General features: G+C 51.0%; 18 protein-coding genes and 1 other annotated feature. Of the genes, 14 read left to right on the top strand and 4 right to left on the bottom strand.

Features of this window, described 5'->3' with window-relative positions; all coding sequences use genetic code 11:
• Positions 1–101 precede the first annotated feature (101 nt).
• Positions 102–770, bottom strand: a complete 669-nt coding sequence (gene hxpB / locus OGX90_RS10455) for a hexitol phosphatase HxpB (protein WP_003832561.1) — start codon at positions 768–770, stop codon at positions 102–104.
• Positions 771–936: 166 nt separating this feature from the next.
• Between hxpB and OGX90_RS10460 the strand changes: the two genes are divergently transcribed.
• Entirely contained in the window at positions 937–1,473 is a 537-nt protein-coding gene (locus OGX90_RS10460) for a YniB family protein (protein WP_008784573.1), read from the top strand.
• Between the two features lie 64 nt (positions 1,474–1,537).
• On the opposite strand, the gene OGX90_RS10465 is transcribed toward OGX90_RS10460, so the two are convergent.
• Together OGX90_RS10465 and pfkB are read right to left on the bottom strand one after the other, a co-directional pair.
• Positions 1,538–2,398, bottom strand: coding sequence for a fructosamine kinase family protein (locus OGX90_RS10465; RefSeq protein ID WP_003030598.1), 861 nt, complete (start codon positions 2,396–2,398; stop codon positions 1,538–1,540).
• 270 nt (positions 2,399–2,668) lie between these two features.
• Complete coding sequence (gene pfkB / locus OGX90_RS10470) at positions 2,669–3,598, bottom strand: 6-phosphofructokinase II (RefSeq protein ID WP_234692329.1); 930 nt, start codon at positions 3,596–3,598, stop codon at positions 2,669–2,671.
• A 287-nt stretch (positions 3,599–3,885) separates the two neighbouring features.
• On the opposite strand from pfkB, the gene OGX90_RS10475 reads away from it, so the two are divergent.
• The gene (locus OGX90_RS10475; protein WP_003832568.1) at positions 3,886–4,644 is read left to right on the top strand and encodes a DUF481 domain-containing protein; all 759 of its coding nucleotides are present in this window, start codon (positions 3,886–3,888) and stop codon (positions 4,642–4,644) included.
• Positions 4,645–4,808: 164 nt separating this feature from the next.
• Here the strand turns inward: OGX90_RS10475 and yniD are convergent, their stop codons facing one another.
• Complete coding sequence (yniD, locus tag OGX90_RS10480; RefSeq protein ID WP_003030590.1) at positions 4,809–4,916, bottom strand: small membrane protein YniD; 108 nt, start codon at positions 4,914–4,916, stop codon at positions 4,809–4,811.
• 304 nt (positions 4,917–5,220) lie between these two features.
• Between yniD and thrS the strand changes: the two genes are divergently transcribed.
• The 12 genes from thrS to OGX90_RS10540 all read left to right on the top strand — a co-directional run bounded on the left by thrS (position 5,221) and on the right by OGX90_RS10540 (position 15,466).
• Positions 5,221–7,149 carry a threonine--tRNA ligase gene (thrS, locus tag OGX90_RS10485; protein ID WP_003832572.1) on the top strand — a complete coding sequence of 643 codons (1,929 nt, stop codon included), beginning with the start codon at positions 5,221–5,223 and terminating at the stop codon, positions 7,147–7,149.
• A 3-nt stretch (positions 7,150–7,152) separates the two neighbouring features.
• Positions 7,153–7,695: a translation initiation factor IF-3 gene (infC, locus tag OGX90_RS10490; protein WP_048997935.1), complete on the top strand. Its 543-nt coding sequence runs from the start codon at positions 7,153–7,155 to the stop codon at positions 7,693–7,695.
• A gap of 96 nt (positions 7,696–7,791) precedes the next feature.
• Positions 7,792–7,989, top strand: coding sequence for a 50S ribosomal protein L35 (gene rpmI, locus OGX90_RS10495; protein ID WP_003030583.1), 198 nt, complete (start codon positions 7,792–7,794; stop codon positions 7,987–7,989).
• 55 nt (positions 7,990–8,044) lie between these two features.
• Complete coding sequence (gene rplT / locus OGX90_RS10500) at positions 8,045–8,401, top strand: 50S ribosomal protein L20 (RefSeq protein WP_003030578.1); 357 nt, start codon at positions 8,045–8,047, stop codon at positions 8,399–8,401.
• 120 nt (positions 8,402–8,521) lie between these two features.
• Positions 8,522–8,646: a sequence feature (Phe leader region), on the top strand.
• Positions 8,527–8,571, top strand: a complete 45-nt coding sequence (gene pheM / locus OGX90_RS10505; protein WP_001386830.1) for a pheST operon leader peptide PheM — start codon at positions 8,527–8,529, stop codon at positions 8,569–8,571. It overlaps the preceding feature by 45 nt.
• 124 nt (positions 8,647–8,770) lie before the next feature.
• Positions 8,771–9,754: a phenylalanine--tRNA ligase subunit alpha gene (pheS, locus tag OGX90_RS10510; RefSeq protein WP_003832580.1), complete on the top strand. Its 984-nt coding sequence runs from the start codon at positions 8,771–8,773 to the stop codon at positions 9,752–9,754.
• Between the two features lie 15 nt (positions 9,755–9,769).
• Positions 9,770–12,157: a phenylalanine--tRNA ligase subunit beta gene (gene pheT, locus OGX90_RS10515; RefSeq protein ID WP_286623753.1), complete on the top strand. Its 2,388-nt coding sequence runs from the start codon at positions 9,770–9,772 to the stop codon at positions 12,155–12,157.
• 4 nt (positions 12,158–12,161) lie between these two features.
• On the top strand, positions 12,162–12,461 hold the full coding sequence (gene ihfA, locus OGX90_RS10520) for an integration host factor subunit alpha (RefSeq protein WP_003030571.1): 300 nt from the start codon (positions 12,162–12,164) through the stop codon (positions 12,459–12,461).
• A 121-nt stretch (positions 12,462–12,582) separates the two neighbouring features.
• Positions 12,583–13,563 carry a vitamin B12 ABC transporter permease BtuC gene (gene btuC / locus OGX90_RS10525; protein ID WP_003832584.1) on the top strand — a complete coding sequence of 327 codons (981 nt, stop codon included), beginning with the start codon at positions 12,583–12,585 and terminating at the stop codon, positions 13,561–13,563.
• 60 nt (positions 13,564–13,623) lie between these two features.
• Positions 13,624–14,175: a glutathione peroxidase gene (locus OGX90_RS10530; RefSeq protein WP_003832585.1), complete on the top strand. Its 552-nt coding sequence runs from the start codon at positions 13,624–13,626 to the stop codon at positions 14,173–14,175.
• Positions 14,175–14,924, top strand: a complete 750-nt coding sequence (btuD, locus tag OGX90_RS10535) for a vitamin B12 ABC transporter ATP-binding protein BtuD (RefSeq protein ID WP_008784579.1) — start codon at positions 14,175–14,177, stop codon at positions 14,922–14,924. Before OGX90_RS10530 ends, btuD begins: the two co-directional genes overlap by 1 nt.
• A 77-nt stretch (positions 14,925–15,001) precedes the next feature.
• Positions 15,002–15,466 carry an NlpC/P60 family protein gene (locus tag OGX90_RS10540; RefSeq protein WP_003832591.1) on the top strand — a complete coding sequence of 155 codons (465 nt, stop codon included), beginning with the start codon at positions 15,002–15,004 and terminating at the stop codon, positions 15,464–15,466.
• The last annotated feature ends 225 nt before the right edge of the window (positions 15,467–15,691 follow it).

Below are 15,691 nucleotides of genomic sequence, written 5' to 3' on the forward strand. Positions count from 1 at the left end.
AGGATAGGAGAGGTTAAACAGAAATACAATTAAAAATGAAACGGCGTTTTAAAATAGAAATTCTGAAAAGACGGGCAATACGATCATTGCCCGTTACAGGATTAGCCGCGCAGATGAGCGGCTGTGAGTTCGGTGAGCGAGGTTAGTTTGACGTCGGCAAGCACGAAGCGAGGATCGTCCTGATTCTCATGCGCTGGTACGACGATGGAACGCATACGGGCAGCTTTCGAGGCAATCATGCCGTTCACTGAGTCTTCCAGTGCTACGCAGTTTAACGGGTCAATGCCCAGTTTTGCCGCACAATCGAGGTAAACCTGTGGGTGCGGTTTGCTGTAAGGCAGTTTTTCTGCAGAAGCCAGCGCGTCGAAGTCATCGCGCAGATCAAACATGGTCAGCACTTTTTCCAGCATATGTAGCGGCGAGGCGGATGCCAGTCCTACTTTGATTCCCTGAGATTTGCACAGTGCCACAGCTTCACGAACGCCTGGCAGCAGCGGTTTTGTCTCTTCAACCAACGCAATGGCCCGGGTAATGATGCGCTCGGTGACTTCCTGACGTGAGGGGCCGTTCCAGGGTTGCTGCGCAAACCACAAATCAACCACCATGTCGATGCGTAAGCCAAGGGTATCGGGAAGTTCATGGCGGCGGGAGATATCAACGCCTAAACTTGCTATCACATCCAGTTCAGCCTGATCCCAAAGCGGTTCAGAATCGACCAGTAACCCATCCATATCGAAAATTGCAGCAAGAATTTGACGCGGGGTTGACATTACAACCTCTCCTTTACGGTGATAAAAGGGATTAGAGCCAGCCTGGACGGACTCTGAGCGTTCATTATGGCTAATTCAGAAGTATACCGCCTTTAAAGATCAGGCGAAAACGGTAATCAACGGGTAAACTTAGGCCAAAATGACACGTCTTAATCAAGGGGAACTCATGACGTATCAACAAGCTGGACGCATTGCCATCTTGAAAAGGCTGGTGGGATGGGTGGTTTTCATTCCCGCGCTGATTTCAACGCTGGTTTCAGTACTGAAGTTTATGTACGCGCACAGCGAAAAGCAGGAAGGGATTAACGCGGTCATGCTCGATTTTGCCCATGTGATGATCGACATGATGCGGGTGAACACACCTTTTCTTAACGTGTTCTGGTATAACTCGCCAACGCCCGATTTTCAAAGTGGACTGAATCTCGTTTTTTGGCTGATATTCATTCTGATTTTTATCGGCCTGGCGTTGCAGGACTCAGGCGCCAGAATGAGCCGTCAGGCGCGTTTCTTACGCGAAGGCGTAGAAGATCAGCTAATTCTGGAACAGGCAAAGGGCAGTGAAGGATTATCCCGCGAGCAACTGGAGTCGCGAATTGTGGTACCGCACCATACGATCTTCTTACAAATTTTCCCGCTTTATATTCTGCCGGTGATCGTTATCGTGATCGGCTACTTCTTCTTCTCATTGCTGGGCTTTTTGTAAGTGCCGAACTATCGGGCCTGCCACGTTGCGAAACGGCAGGCCTGATAAGCAACGCGGTACGTCGTTAAGCCGCCAGTAATCTATCCAGTGCTTTCTGCGCCACAACCAAATGCTGTCCCCCGAACAGAATTGCCCGATTCAGCAGCGTATAGAGCTGGTAGATTGGCTGCCTGTCGAGAAAGTCCAGCGGCAGTGGCGAGACAGACTGGTAACCGTCATAAATTTGCGGCGGCTGATCGGTATGTAACGGCAGCATTGCCAGGTCACACTCTCTGTCCCCCCAGTAGCAGGCAGGGTCAAAGATGTACGGACCGTTAGGACCGAGGGCGCAGTTCCCGGACCACAAATCACCGTGCAGGAGAGACGGCTGCGGCTGATGAGAAGAGAGACGTTGCTGAACGTGTTCGACGATGGCGTCAATATTGCCAAACGCAATGCCTTTTTCAGCGGCGAGTTCCAGCTGCCAGCCTATACGCTGCTCGGCGAAAAAGGTTGACCAGCGACGTTGCCAGGTATTTGGCTGCGGCGTGGTAGAGAGCGCGTTATCGAAGTCGAGACCAAACTGAGGCTGGTCGCTCCATTCGTGCAAATGCGCAAGCTGTTGACCGAGGATAAACGCGTTATGCGCATCAAGCGGACGGGGAGGGAGGAAATCCATCACCAGAAAGCTGTAATCTCTGTCTGCGCCTACTGCCCAGACTTTCGGTACAGATACAGTTTGACTGCGGGAAAGTAGCTCCAGCTGATCGGCTTCTGCCGTAAAGCCGGTTAACAGCTCTCTTTCATCGCATTTGACGAAAAAATCTCGCCCCGCATAGCGTAAATGCCATGCGGCGTGGATCTCTCCGCCGGGCAGTTCATTACGCAGTTCGATTTCGCCTTCACCTAATTGCTCGCTTAAAAGACGACTGATAGCCTGCCACATGATGTCTCTCCCCATGTTGTCTGCCAGATCATAAGGTTAGCGCAAGAATGCGGTTAAAAAACACGAACTGACGCACACCACGGACGCGTCATCGCTGGAAAGGCACTTAATGTTTGTCGCTCTTCTTCACCTCGCACCGTTGTGGAGACGTCTGACTGCACATGATTCACTTCTTTGTAATCACGTGATTTTTTATCATAGTCGCATAATACCCATGCTGACAGTTTTACGCGAGAATCCCCCTTTTTCTTCAAAAGAGGGACGGTGTCATTACTGAGCGAGATACGAATATATTTTTTGCGTGTCGTCCAAAGAGCACAGGCGAGTACCCTGATTCAGCGTTGCTGCGCTGCCCGCGGCAACACCGTAACGGACAATATCCTCAAAAGACGCGTTCTCAGCCAGCTTAAGCGTCATAGCCCCGACCATACTGTCGCCCGCGCCTACGGTACTTTGACTTTTCACCGGTGGCGGAACCACCTGAACGCAGGTATCGCGATCTACGCCCAGCGCCCCTTGCGGCCCAAGCGAGACCACAACGCGGTGCGCTTTCCTACTCTGTACGATTTCCTGCGCGGCCTTGCGCACATCATCGGGTTGAGTGAGTTCACGGTTTACCAGCGCACTCAGTTCTTTGAGGTTGGGTTTGACCAGTTCGATATTGCCGATGGCTAACGCCGCCGTCAGTGCTTCGCCTGAACTGTCGACAATACAGCGGATCCCCTGTTTTTGTGCGGTGGTAATGAGTTGGGTCAACTTCTCAAGCTGTACGCCGGGCGGCAAACTGCCGCTGATGACCAGCAGCGCACCAGACTCAATTTCCAGCACCTGATCCTGAAGTTGATAGAACTCTTCATCGGTCAGCGCAGCGCCTGGCATGACAAAACGATATTGTTCGCCGCTGGACTCCACGTGGACATGAAGATTTTGTCGGGTCCAGTCTTTGGCTTCGACGGTAGATACGGGAACATTTTCGTCGGCGAGCAATGCAACAAGATGCTCTCCGGTTGCTCCCCCCGCGGGGAAAATCGCTGTTGCGGTTCCGCCAAGATGGGCAATTGCGCGAGCGACGTTGATACCGCCGCCGCCGGGTTCAAAAACCGGCGAGGTACAACGAAGCTTACCTTCCGGGTAAATTTGCGGGGTGATTGTTGCGCTATCGAGAGAGGGCGCAAGTGTTAACGTATAGATACGTACCATCTTTACCTCCTGTTAGGCTGAACTCAGTCTGGCACTTAACCTCCCGAAAGTGAAGTAATTAACAACATGATTTTTCATATCTTTATTTAAAATTATCGTCATAAAGATATATAAATAAAATAAAGGTTTAGGAACGCTCTTATTCAAAAAATGAAATAATAATTTATTGCTATGTTATTCGAGTCTTTTTATAATTTGTTACCTTTCAAGGGTCTTTTGTCATTGATCCATATGAAAGTTTCCGAGACCGTTATGGTCTCTTTTTTTGTTGTACGGACTCTTAATAAATGAAGCTTTTGAAGACAGTGCCCGCAGCATTACTGCTGACGGGAGGCCTGCTTGCGTCAATGCATGCTGTAGCCGATGATTCCGTTTTTACTGTCATGGATGACCCTTCCAGCGCGAAAAAACCCTTTGAAGGTAACCTGAACGCGGGATATCTCGCCCAGTCAGGCAACACAAAAAGTTCTTCTTTAACCGCAGATACCACCATGACCTGGTACGGCCAAACGACCGCATGGTCTCTGTGGGGAAATGCCAGCAATACCTCCTCAAATGATGAGCGTTCATCGGAGAAATATGCCGTAGGTGGCCGTAGTCGTTACAACATGACCGACTATGACTATCTCTTTGGACAGGCAAGCTGGTTGACCGACCGCTACAACGGCTACCGCGAGCGTGACGTGCTGACAGCGGGTTATGGTCGTCAGTTCCTCAACGGACCTGTGCACAGCTTCCGTTTCGAATTCGGTCCTGGCGTGCGCTATGACGAGCACACGGATGGCACCACCGAAACACAGCCGTTGGGCTATGCGTCCGGGGCCTATGCATGGCAGATGACGGACAATACCAAGTTTACTCAGGGTGTGTCGGTATTCGGCGCTGACGATACCACGCTCAACTCTGAAACTGCCCTGAACGTTGCCATCAACGAGCACTTTGGGTTAAAGGTGGCTTACAACGTGACCTGGAACTCTGAACCGCCGGCAACAGCGCCGGAGCATACCGATCGCCGTACGACAGTTTCCCTCGGCTATAGGATGTAGTGACAAGCCGGGTCAAATAAATGACCTGGCTTTCCTAAATTAAAGTTAAGTTAATTTAATATTTAATTTGCGTTTTACTTTTTTACCTGGCCATAACGCGCTATTTTCAGACGAATTCGATTAATCGATAAATAAACGAAACCGGAACAGTGGGTGAGCGTCATTTAGCCCCAGATCATCGCAGCCCAGCGCAGCATCAACATGGCCGCACAAATAACGAGCAGAATCACAACCATCTTCCAGTGTTTCTTCGCAAAGCGATTTGTGGGCATTGTTTTTTTCCTGCTCAGGTTAGATGACTTTGTGCAAGTGTAACAAAGACGGTTGGGTGTCAGTGAATTGATTTACATCATAGAGCGCGCGTTGATTGTTGCTTTGATCGACCCGTAATGCCGTGTACACTGTCAAACGGTGTTATCAAAAAGCGGGTGTAGGTCCAGTGTGGTCTTTAAGGCAACCAGTGACATATTTCGCAGAGTGAAGCGGGAATCAGCCCACACCTTTTTGATAATTTTAAATATTGAATCTTTGTATGTGATCTTACGTGTGGGTCACCACTGCAAATAAGGATATAACATGCCTGTTATTACTCTTCCTGATGGCAGCCAACGCCATTACGACCACGCTGTAAGCCCCATGGATGTTGCGCTGGACATCGGTCCAGGTCTGGCGAAAGCCACTATTGCTGGCCGTGTTGACGGTGAGCTGGTAGATGCTTCCGATCTGATTGAGCATGATGCGAAACTCTCCATCATCACCGCGAAGGATGAAGAAGGTCTGGAGATCATTCGTCACTCCTGTGCGCACCTGTTAGGGCACGCGATCAAACAACTCTGGCCGCACACCAAAATGGCGATCGGACCGGTTGTTGATAACGGTTTTTACTACGATATCGATCTTGACCGTACGTTAACCCAGGAAGACGTCGACGCGCTCGAGAAGCGGATGCACGAGCTCGCTGAGAAAAACTACGATGTCATTAAGAAGAAAGTCAGCTGGTACGAAGCGCGTGAAACCTTCGTGAAGCGTGGCGAGACCTATAAAGTCTCCATTCTTGATGAAAACATTGCCCATGATGACAAGCCTGGCTTGTACCATCATGAAGAATATGTCGATATGTGCCGTGGCCCGCACGTGCCGAACATGCGCTTCTGCCATCACTTCAAACTGATGAAGACCGCAGGGGCATACTGGCGTGGCGACAGCAATAACAAGATGCTGCAGCGTATTTATGGTACTGCATGGGCAGATAAAAAAGCCCTGAATGCCTACCTGCAACGTCTGGAAGAAGCGGCCAAACGCGATCACCGTAAAATCGGTAAACAGCTTGACCTGTATCATATGCAGGAAGAAGCACCGGGTATGGTGTTCTGGCACAACGATGGCTGGACTATCTTCCGTGAACTGGAAGTATTCGTTCGTTCAAAACTGAAAGAATACCAGTATCAGGAAGTGAAAGGCCCATTCATGATGGACCGCGTGCTGTGGGAAAAAACAGGTCACTGGGATAACTACAAAGATGCGATGTTCACCACCTCTTCTGAGAACCGTGAATACTGCATTAAGCCAATGAACTGCCCAGGCCACGTGCAGATCTTTAATCAGGGTCTGAAATCCTATCGCGATCTGCCGCTGCGTATGGCTGAGTTTGGTAGCTGCCACCGTAATGAACCGTCAGGTGCGCTGCATGGCCTGATGCGTGTTCGTGGCTTCACTCAAGATGATGCACATATCTTCTGTACTGAAGAGCAGATTCGTGATGAAGTTAACGCGTGCATTCGTATGGTCTACGATATGTACAGCACCTTTGGCTTCGAGAAAATCGTCGTCAAACTGTCCACTCGCCCCGAAAAACGTATCGGTAGCGATGAAATGTGGGACCGTGCTGAAGCTGACCTGGCCGTTGCGCTGGAAGAAAACAACATCCCGTTTGAGTTCCAACTGGGTGAGGGCGCGTTCTACGGTCCGAAAATTGAATTTACCCTGTATGACTGCCTCGATCGTGCATGGCAGTGCGGTACTGTACAGCTGGACTTCTCCCTGCCGTCCCGTTTAAGCGCCTCTTACGTTGGCGAAAACAACGAGCGTCAGGTTCCGGTTATGATTCACCGTGCAATTCTTGGGTCGATGGAACGTTTCATCGGTATCCTGACCGAAGAGTTCGCGGGCTTCTTCCCGACCTGGCTCGCGCCGGTTCAGGTTGTGGTCATGAACATCACCGATTCTCAGTCTGAATACGTTAACGAATTAACGCAGAAACTACAAAATGCGGGTATTCGTGTAAAAGCAGACTTGAGAAATGAGAAGATTGGCTTTAAAATCCGCGAGCACACTTTACGTCGTGTCCCTTACATGTTGGTCTGTGGCGACAAAGAGGTAGAAGCAGGCAAAGTTGCCGTGCGCACCCGTCGTGGCAAAGACTTGGGCAGCCTGGACGTAAATGAAGTGATTGAGAAGCTGCAACAAGAGATTCGCAGCCGCAGTCTTCAACAACTGGAGGAATAAGGTATTAAAGGCGGAAAACGAGTTCAAACGGCACGTCCGAATCGTATCAATGGCGAGATTCGCGCCCTGGAAGTTCGCTTAACAGGTCTGGAAGGCGAAGCTTTGGGTATTGTGAGTCTGAGAGAAGCGATCGAAAAAGCTGAAGAAGCTGGAGTAGATTTAGTTGAAATCAGCCCTAACGCCGAACCGCCAGTTTGTCGTATTATGGACTACGGCAAGTTCCTTTATGAAAAGAGTAAGTCTTCTAAGGAACAGAAGAAAAAGCAAAAAGTTATCCAGGTTAAGGAAATTAAATTCCGTCCTGGCACCGACGATGGCGATTACCAGGTAAAACTCCGCAGCCTGGTACGCTTTCTGGAAGATGGCGATAAGGCTAAGATCACGCTGCGTTTTCGCGGTCGAGAGATGGCCCACCAACAGATCGGTATGGAAGTGCTCAACCGCGTCCGTGACGATCTGAGTGAACTGGCAGTAGTCGAATCCTTCCCTACGAAGATCGAAGGCCGCCAGATGATCATGGTGCTCGCTCCTAAGAAGAAACAGTAAGGCCTTCAAGTAGCAATGTCTGTGGAGCCTACGGGTTCCACAGCCGTTGTTCGCCTACGTTTCGTTTATTAACAATGCGAAGTGGAAGTTATTAAAATGCCAAAAATTAAGACCGTACGCGGTGCTGCTAAGCGTTTCAAAAAAACCGGTGGTGGTGGATTTAAGCGTAAGCACGCAAACCTGCGTCATATTCTGACCAAAAAATCTACTAAGCGTAAACGTCACCTGCGTCCAAAAGGCCTCGTGTCTAAAGGCGATCTGGGTCTGGTTATCGCGTGCCTGCCGTACGCATAAGCCGTTAACGTTTAATTCATTTTTTTACTAAGAATATAGATACAGGAGAGCACATATGGCTCGCGTAAAACGTGGTGTAGTTGCCCGTGCACGTCACAAGAAAATTTTGAAACAAGCTAAAGGCTACTACGGTGCGCGTTCTCGCGTATACCGCGTTGCCTTCCAGGCTGTTATCAAAGCTGGTCAGTACGCTTATCGTGACCGTCGTCAGAAAAAGCGTCAGTTCCGTCAACTGTGGATTGCGCGTATCAACGCAGCAGCACGTCAGAACGGTATTTCTTACAGCAAATTCATCAACGGCCTGAAAAAAGCCTCTGTTGAAATCGACCGTAAGATCCTGGCTGACATCGCAGTATTCGACAAAGTAGCGTTCACCGCTCTGGTCGAAAAAGCGAAAGCAGCTCTGGCATAAGCCGGTGAAAAGAGGGAGCCTGGCTCCCTCTCTTTTATTTGTAGTGCAATCAATTAGTTGACAATTTATCCGTAAGCCTTTTCAATAAAGGTTGTCCGGTTTTTACCACACAAGGTAACGCAAGCATGAATGCTGCTATTTTCCGCTTCTTCTTTTACTTTAGCACCTGAACTCAGGAGGCTTGCGCGTGAAAGAAGAAACGGAAAACAGCGCCTAAAAGCCTCCCTGGTGGAGGCTTTTTTTATACGCGTCATCCTTCAAGTTGTCTCTGTATTGGCTGCATTCGCTCTTTGGCCGCGTTGATACAACTTGAATGATTTTGCGTATATACGAGCGACTAGTGAATATCGCAACATAACGAGGAAAACCATGTCACATCTCGCAGAGCTGGTTGCCAGTGCAACGGCCGCCATTAACCAGGCTTCAGATGTTGCCGCGTTAGACAATGTCCGCGTCGAATATTTGGGCAAGAAAGGGCACCTGACCCTTCAGATGACAACCCTGCGCGAACTGCCGCCAGAAGAGCGCCCGGCAGCAGGTGCGGTGATTAACGAAGCCAAAGAGCAGGTACAGCAAGCGCTGAACGCGCGTAAGGCCGAATTAGAAAGTGCTGCGCTGAATGCTCGTCTGGCTGAAGAAACGATCGATATTTCCCTTCCTGGGCGTCGTATCGAAAACGGCGGTCTGCACCCGGTGACGCGTACAATCGACAGGATTGAAAGTTTCTTCGGTGAGCTGGGCTTTACCGTGGCGACCGGTCCGGAAATCGAAGATGACTATCATAACTTCGATGCGCTCAACATTCCTGGCCATCACCCGGCGCGCGCTGACCACGACACTTTCTGGTTTGACGCGACGCGTCTGCTGCGCACACAGACTTCCGGCGTGCAGATCCGCACCATGAAAGAAAAACAGCCGCCGATCCGTATTATCGCCCCGGGCCGTGTATATCGTAACGATTACGATCAGACACACACACCAATGTTCCACCAGATGGAAGGGCTGATTGTTGATACCAACATCAACTTCACCAACCTGAAAGGCACGCTGCACGATTTCCTGCGCAACTTCTTTGAAGAAGACCTGCAGGTTCGTTTTCGTCCTTCCTACTTCCCGTTCACGGAGCCATCTGCGGAAGTTGACGTGATGGGCAAAAACGGCAAATGGCTGGAAGTGCTGGGCTGCGGGATGGTTCACCCGAACGTGTTGCGTAATGTTGGCATCGATCCGGAAATCTATTCCGGCTTTGCATTCGGTATGGGTATGGAGCGTCTGACCATGCTGCGTTACGGCGTTACCGATCTGCGTTCTTTCTTCGAAAACGATCTGCGTTTCCTCAAACAGTTTAAATAAAGGCAGGATAAAACAATGAAATTCAGTGAACTGTGGTTACGCGAATGGGTAAATCCGGCGATTGATAGCGATGCGCTGTCAAACCAAATCACGATGGCGGGTCTTGAAGTTGACGGTGTGGAACCTGTTTCCGGTGCGTTCAATGGCGTTGTGGTAGGTGAAGTGGTTGAATGTGGCCAGCACCCGAACGCTGACAAACTGCGCGTCACCAAAGTGAATGTAGGCGGCGACCGCCTGCTGGATATCGTCTGCGGTGCGCCAAACTGCCGTCAGGGGTTGAAAGTGGCTGTGGCAACCGTTGGTGCCGTTCTGCCGGGCGATTTCAAAATTAAAGCCGCGAAACTGCGCGGTGAACCATCTGAAGGCATGCTGTGCTCGTTCTCCGAGCTGGGTATTTCCGACGATCATAACGGGATTATCGAACTGCCTGCCGATGCGCCAATTGGCACCGATATCCGTGAATACCTGAAGCTTGACGACAACACCATCGAAATCAGCGTCACGCCGAACCGCGCCGACTGCTTAGGCATCATCGGTGTAGCGCGTGATGTTGCTGTACTGAACAAAGCCCCGCTGGTTGAGCCGGAAATCGCGCCAGTAGCCGCGACCATTAGCGACGTCCTGCCGATTCAGGTTGAAGCCGTGGAAGCCTGCCCACGCTATCTGGGCCGCGTGGTGAAAGGCATCAATGTTAAAGCGCCGACCCCGCTGTGGATGAAAGAAAAACTGCGCCGTTGCGGTATTCGTTCTATCGATGCCGTGGTTGACGTGACTAACTATGTGCTGCTCGAACTGGGCCAGCCGATGCACGCATTCGACAAAGACCGCATTGAAGGCGGAATTGTTGTCCGTATGGCAAAAGAGGGTGAGACCCTGGTATTGCTGGACGGCAGCGAAGCGAAGCTGAATGCAGATACGCTGGTGATTGCGGACCACAACAAAGCGCTGGCGATGGGCGGCATCTTTGGTGGCGAACATTCCGGTGTGAACGATGAAACACAAAACGTCCTGCTGGAATGTGCATTCTTCAGCCCGCTGTCTATTACCGGTCGCGCGCGCCGTCACGGTCTGCACACCGATGCATCTCACCGCTATGAACGTGGTGTCGATCCTGCGCTGCAACATAAGGCCATGGAACGTGCAACGCGCCTGCTGATTGATATCTGCGGCGGTGAAGCGGGCCCAGTCATTGATGTGACGAACGAAGCCACGCTGCCAAAACGCGCAACCATTACGCTTCGTCGTAGCAAACTGGATCGTCTGATCGGACACCATATTGCCGATGAGCAGGTGAGCGACATTTTGCGTCGTCTGGGTTGTGACGTGACGGAAGGGCAGGATGAGTGGAAAGCGGTCGCGCCAAGCTGGCGTTTCGATATGGAAATCGAAGAAGACCTGGTCGAAGAAGTCGCCCGCGTATACGGTTATGACAATATCCCGAACACGCCGATTCAGTCGGGTCTTATCATGGGTACGCATCGTGAAGCGGATTTGTCGCTGAAACGTGTAAAAACCATGCTGAATGACAAAGGCTACCAGGAAGTCATTACCTATAGCTTCGTCGACCCGAAAGTCCAGTCGCTGCTGCACCCGGGTGAAGAAGCACTGCTGCTGCCAAGCCCAATCTCTATTGATATGTCGGCAATGCGTTTGTCCCTGTGGACCGGCTTGCTGTCTACGGTAGTGTATAACCAGAATCGTCAGCAGAACCGCGTACGTATTTTCGAAACGGGTTTACGTTTCGTGCCAGATACGCAGGCCAACCTCGGGATCCGTCAGGATCTGATGCTGGCTGGCGTGATCTGCGGTAACCGTCATGATGAACACTGGAATCTGGCAAAAGAGACCGTTGATTTCTATGATCTGAAAGGCGATCTGGAAGCAGTTCTCGACCTGACCGGAAAACTGGGGGACATTCAGTTCAAAGCTGAAGCGAATCCAGCACTGCATCCGGGTCAGTCTGCGGCGATTTATCTGAAAGGTGAACGTATTGGTTTCATTGGGGTTGTTCATCCTGAACTGGAACGTAAACTGGACCTGAACGGTCGCACTCTGGTGTTTGAACTGGAGTGGAATAAGCTCGCAGACCGCGTGGTGCCTCAGGCGCGTGAAGTTTCTCGCTTCCCAGCGAACCGTCGCGATATCGCAGTCGTTGTGGCAGAAAACGTTCCCGCTGCGGATATTTTATCCGAGTGTAAGAAAGTTGGCGTAAATCAGGTAGTTGGCGTAAACTTATTTGACGTGTACCGCGGTAAGGGTGTTGCGGAGGGCTATAAGAGCCTCGCTATCAGCCTGATCCTTCAGGATACCAGCCGTACACTTGAAGAAGAGGAGATTGCCGCTACCGTCGCCAAATGTGTAGAGGCATTAAAAGAGCGATTCCAGGCATCATTGAGGGATTGAACCTATGGCGCTTACAAAAGCTGAAATGTCAGAATATCTGTTTGATAAGCTTGGGCTTAGCAAGCGGGATGCCAAAGAACTGGTCGAGCTGTTTTTCGAAGAGATCCGTCGTGCTCTGGAAAATGGTGAGCAGGTAAAACTCTCTGGTTTTGGTAACTTCGATCTGCGTGATAAGAATCAACGTCCGGGCCGTAACCCGAAAACGGGCGAAGATATTCCCATTACAGCACGGCGCGTGGTGACCTTCAGACCCGGACAGAAGTTAAAAAGCCGGGTTGAAAACGCAACGCCCAAAGAAGAGTGATTTAACGATACGCAGAGTATGACGCGTATAACTAAAAAGGCCGCTATGCGGCCTTTTTCCTTTTCACTACCGAATCAGCACCGTAGAATCACCTCCATCTCTTTTCAGCAGAATGGAAAACATGCTGACTTTCGCCCATCAACAACAGCGTCGAAACGTGCGCTGGATACTGTCACTGTCAGTACTGATGCTACTGGCAACGATTCTAAGCTTGTGCGCAGGAGAACAATGGATCGCTCCCGGCGACTGGTTCAGCGCCCGCGGCGATCTGTTCGTCTGGCAAATTCGACTTCCCCGTACCCTTGCCGTTTTGCTGGTAGGCGCTGCATTGGCCTTATCTGGCGCAGTGATGCAAGCTCTGTTTGAAAACCCGCTCGCAGAGCCTGGATTACTGGGCGTATCTAACGGCGCGGGAGTCGGGCTTATCGCGGCGGTGCTGCTGGGGCAGGGGCAACTCCCTGGCTGGGCGTTGGGCCTTTGCGCCATTGCCGGAGCGCTGATTATCACGCTTATTCTGCTACGTTTCGCTCGTCGACATCTGTCTACCAGCCGACTGCTGCTGGCGGGGGTGGCGCTGGGGATAATCTGTAGCGCGCTGATGACATGGGCTATCTACTTCTCTACCTCGTTTGACTTACGACAGCTGATGTACTGGATGATGGGGGGCTTCGGTGGCGTAGACTGGCATCAGGCCTGGCTCATGGTGGCGTTGATTCCGGTGCTGGTGTGGATCTGCTGTCAGTCGCAGCCGATGAATATGCTGGCGTTAGGAGAGACTTCTGCACGTCAGTTGGGACTGCCATTATGGTTCTGGCGCAACCTGCTGGTGGTTGCCACAGGCTGGATGGTTGGCGTGAGCGTGGCTCTGGCAGGGGCGATTGGTTTTATTGGGCTTGTGATCCCGCATATTTTGCGACTGTGCGGCCTCACCGATCACCGTGTTTTACTGCCAGGTTGTGCGTTGGCTGGCGCAATCGCATTATTGTTTGCTGATGTTGTCGCGCGTTTGGTGCTGGCCTCGGCTGAGTTACCTATCGGCGTGGTAACGGCCACCATGGGTGCACCGGTATTTATCTGGCTATTGTTAAAAGCCGCGCGCTAGAACGCGTTGGTTCGGTCTATGATTAAAAACTGAAAATCCACCTGTTGTTCTGGAGATGCTATGCAAAACACTATCCTCGATACAGAAGTGACGACCATCGACGGCGAGGTTACCTCACTGCAGCCGTATTCCGGGAATGTGCTGTTAATCGTCAACGTTGCTTCAAAATGTGGACTGACGCCGCAGTACGAGCAACTGGAAAATCTGCAGAAAGCCTGGCACCAACAGGGCTTCAGCGTTCTTGGTTTCCCTTGCAATCAGTTTCTGGGCCAGGAGCCGGGCAGCGAAGAGGAAATAAAAACGTACTGCAGTACCACATGGGGCGTAACTTTCCCGATGTTCAGCAAAATTGACGTCAACGGCGAGGGACGCCATCCGCTGTATCAGAAGCTGATTGATGCCGCGCCAACGGCCGTTGCGCCTGCGGATAGTGGGTTCTACGAGCGAATGGCGAGCAAAGGTCGTGCGCCGCTCTACCCGGACGATATCCTGTGGAATTTCGAGAAGTTTTTAGTGGGTCGCGATGGAAAAGTGCTGCAACGATTCTCACCGGATATGACGCCTGAGGATCCCATCCTGGTGCAAACCATCAAGCAGGCGCTGGCAAACTAATGTCTCGATTGATGCAGCTACAGGACGTCGCGGAATCGACCCGTCTCGGCCCGCTTTCTGGTGAGATCAAAGCAGGAGAGATCTTGCATTTAGTGGGACCAAACGGTGCCGGAAAAAGTACGCTGTTGGCGCGTATGGCGGGTCTGACAAACGGAGAAGGCAGTATCACTTTTGGTGATATGCCGTTGGAGGAATGGCCCGCCGCCAGGCTGGCGCAATATCGCGCCTATCTTGCGCAACAGCAAAATCCGCCGTTTGCCATGCCGGTCTGGCATTTTCTGACGCTGCATCAACCCGACAAAGCACGCACCGATCTGTTACAGGAGATCGCCGATGCGCTCGGCCTGGGAGATAAACTGGGGCGCGGCGTGAACCAACTCTCCGGCGGTGAGTGGCAGCGTGTGCGCCTGGCTGCGGTTATCCTGCAGATTTGCCCACAAGCGAATCCATTAGGTCAGCTTTTACTGCTGGATGAGCCGATGAACAGTCTGGATGTCGCGCAACAAAACGCACTGGACCGCTTGTTGAGTCAGCTTTGTTTGCAGGGCATAGCGATTGTGATGAGTAGCCACGACCTTAATCACACCTTACGCCATGCGCATAAAGCCTGGCTACTCAAACGCGGGAAACTGCTTGCCAGTGGTTCACGAGATGCGGTACTGACGCCGGCCAATCTGTCTGCGGCCTATGGCGTCAACTTCCGACGTTTGGATATTGAAGGGCACAGAATGCTCATATCAACCACTTAAGTGAAATGGGTTCTTGAAAATCATATAATTTCCACGCTAAATTGGCATAAAAATAAAATTCAGAGGATTCGTACTGAATGCGCTTTTGGCTCCTTTTCATCACAGCATTGTTTTTGGCGGGCTGCAGCAGCCATCGTGCGCCTGCGCCAAATGCCCGCTTGTCGGATTCTATTGCCGTTATCGCCGGTCTTAATGATCAGCTACAAACCTGGCATGGCACACCCTATCGTTATGGCGGTATGAGTCGTAGTGGGGTGGATTGTTCTGGATTTGTTTTGATGACGATGCGCGATAAATTCGACCTGCAACTTCCGCGCGATACGCGTACGCAATCAAAGATTGGTACCGAAATTGATAAAGACGATTTGCTGCCCGGCGATCTGGTTTTCTTTAAAACCGGGTCTGGGGAAAGCGGTCTGCATGTTGGTATTTACGATACCAATAATCAATTTATTCATGCTTCAACCAGCCGTGGCGTGATGCGCTCGTCTCTGGATAACGTTTACTGGCGTAAAAACTTTTGGCAGGCACGACGTATTTAATCCCCCGCAACTCCGAGGCTGCCATCGAGTGCGCAGCCTCAACATCACCATTTGAAAGTTAACTTTTATTTCTGCTTTTGGTTAGACAATACCCCTGAACATTAAGAGCGTATCTTGCTAAAAATATGATTTATTCCGAGATATTAAAAAGTGCAAAGCTGGATATTCGCTTATAATCAGGATAAGCTAAAAAAAAGGATTCGATTTACCGGCTAAAAAGGGAAA

The organism is Citrobacter sp. Cpo012, assembly GCF_030333015.1.
Lineage (GTDB): Bacteria > Pseudomonadota > Gammaproteobacteria > Enterobacterales > Enterobacteriaceae > Citrobacter > Citrobacter portucalensis.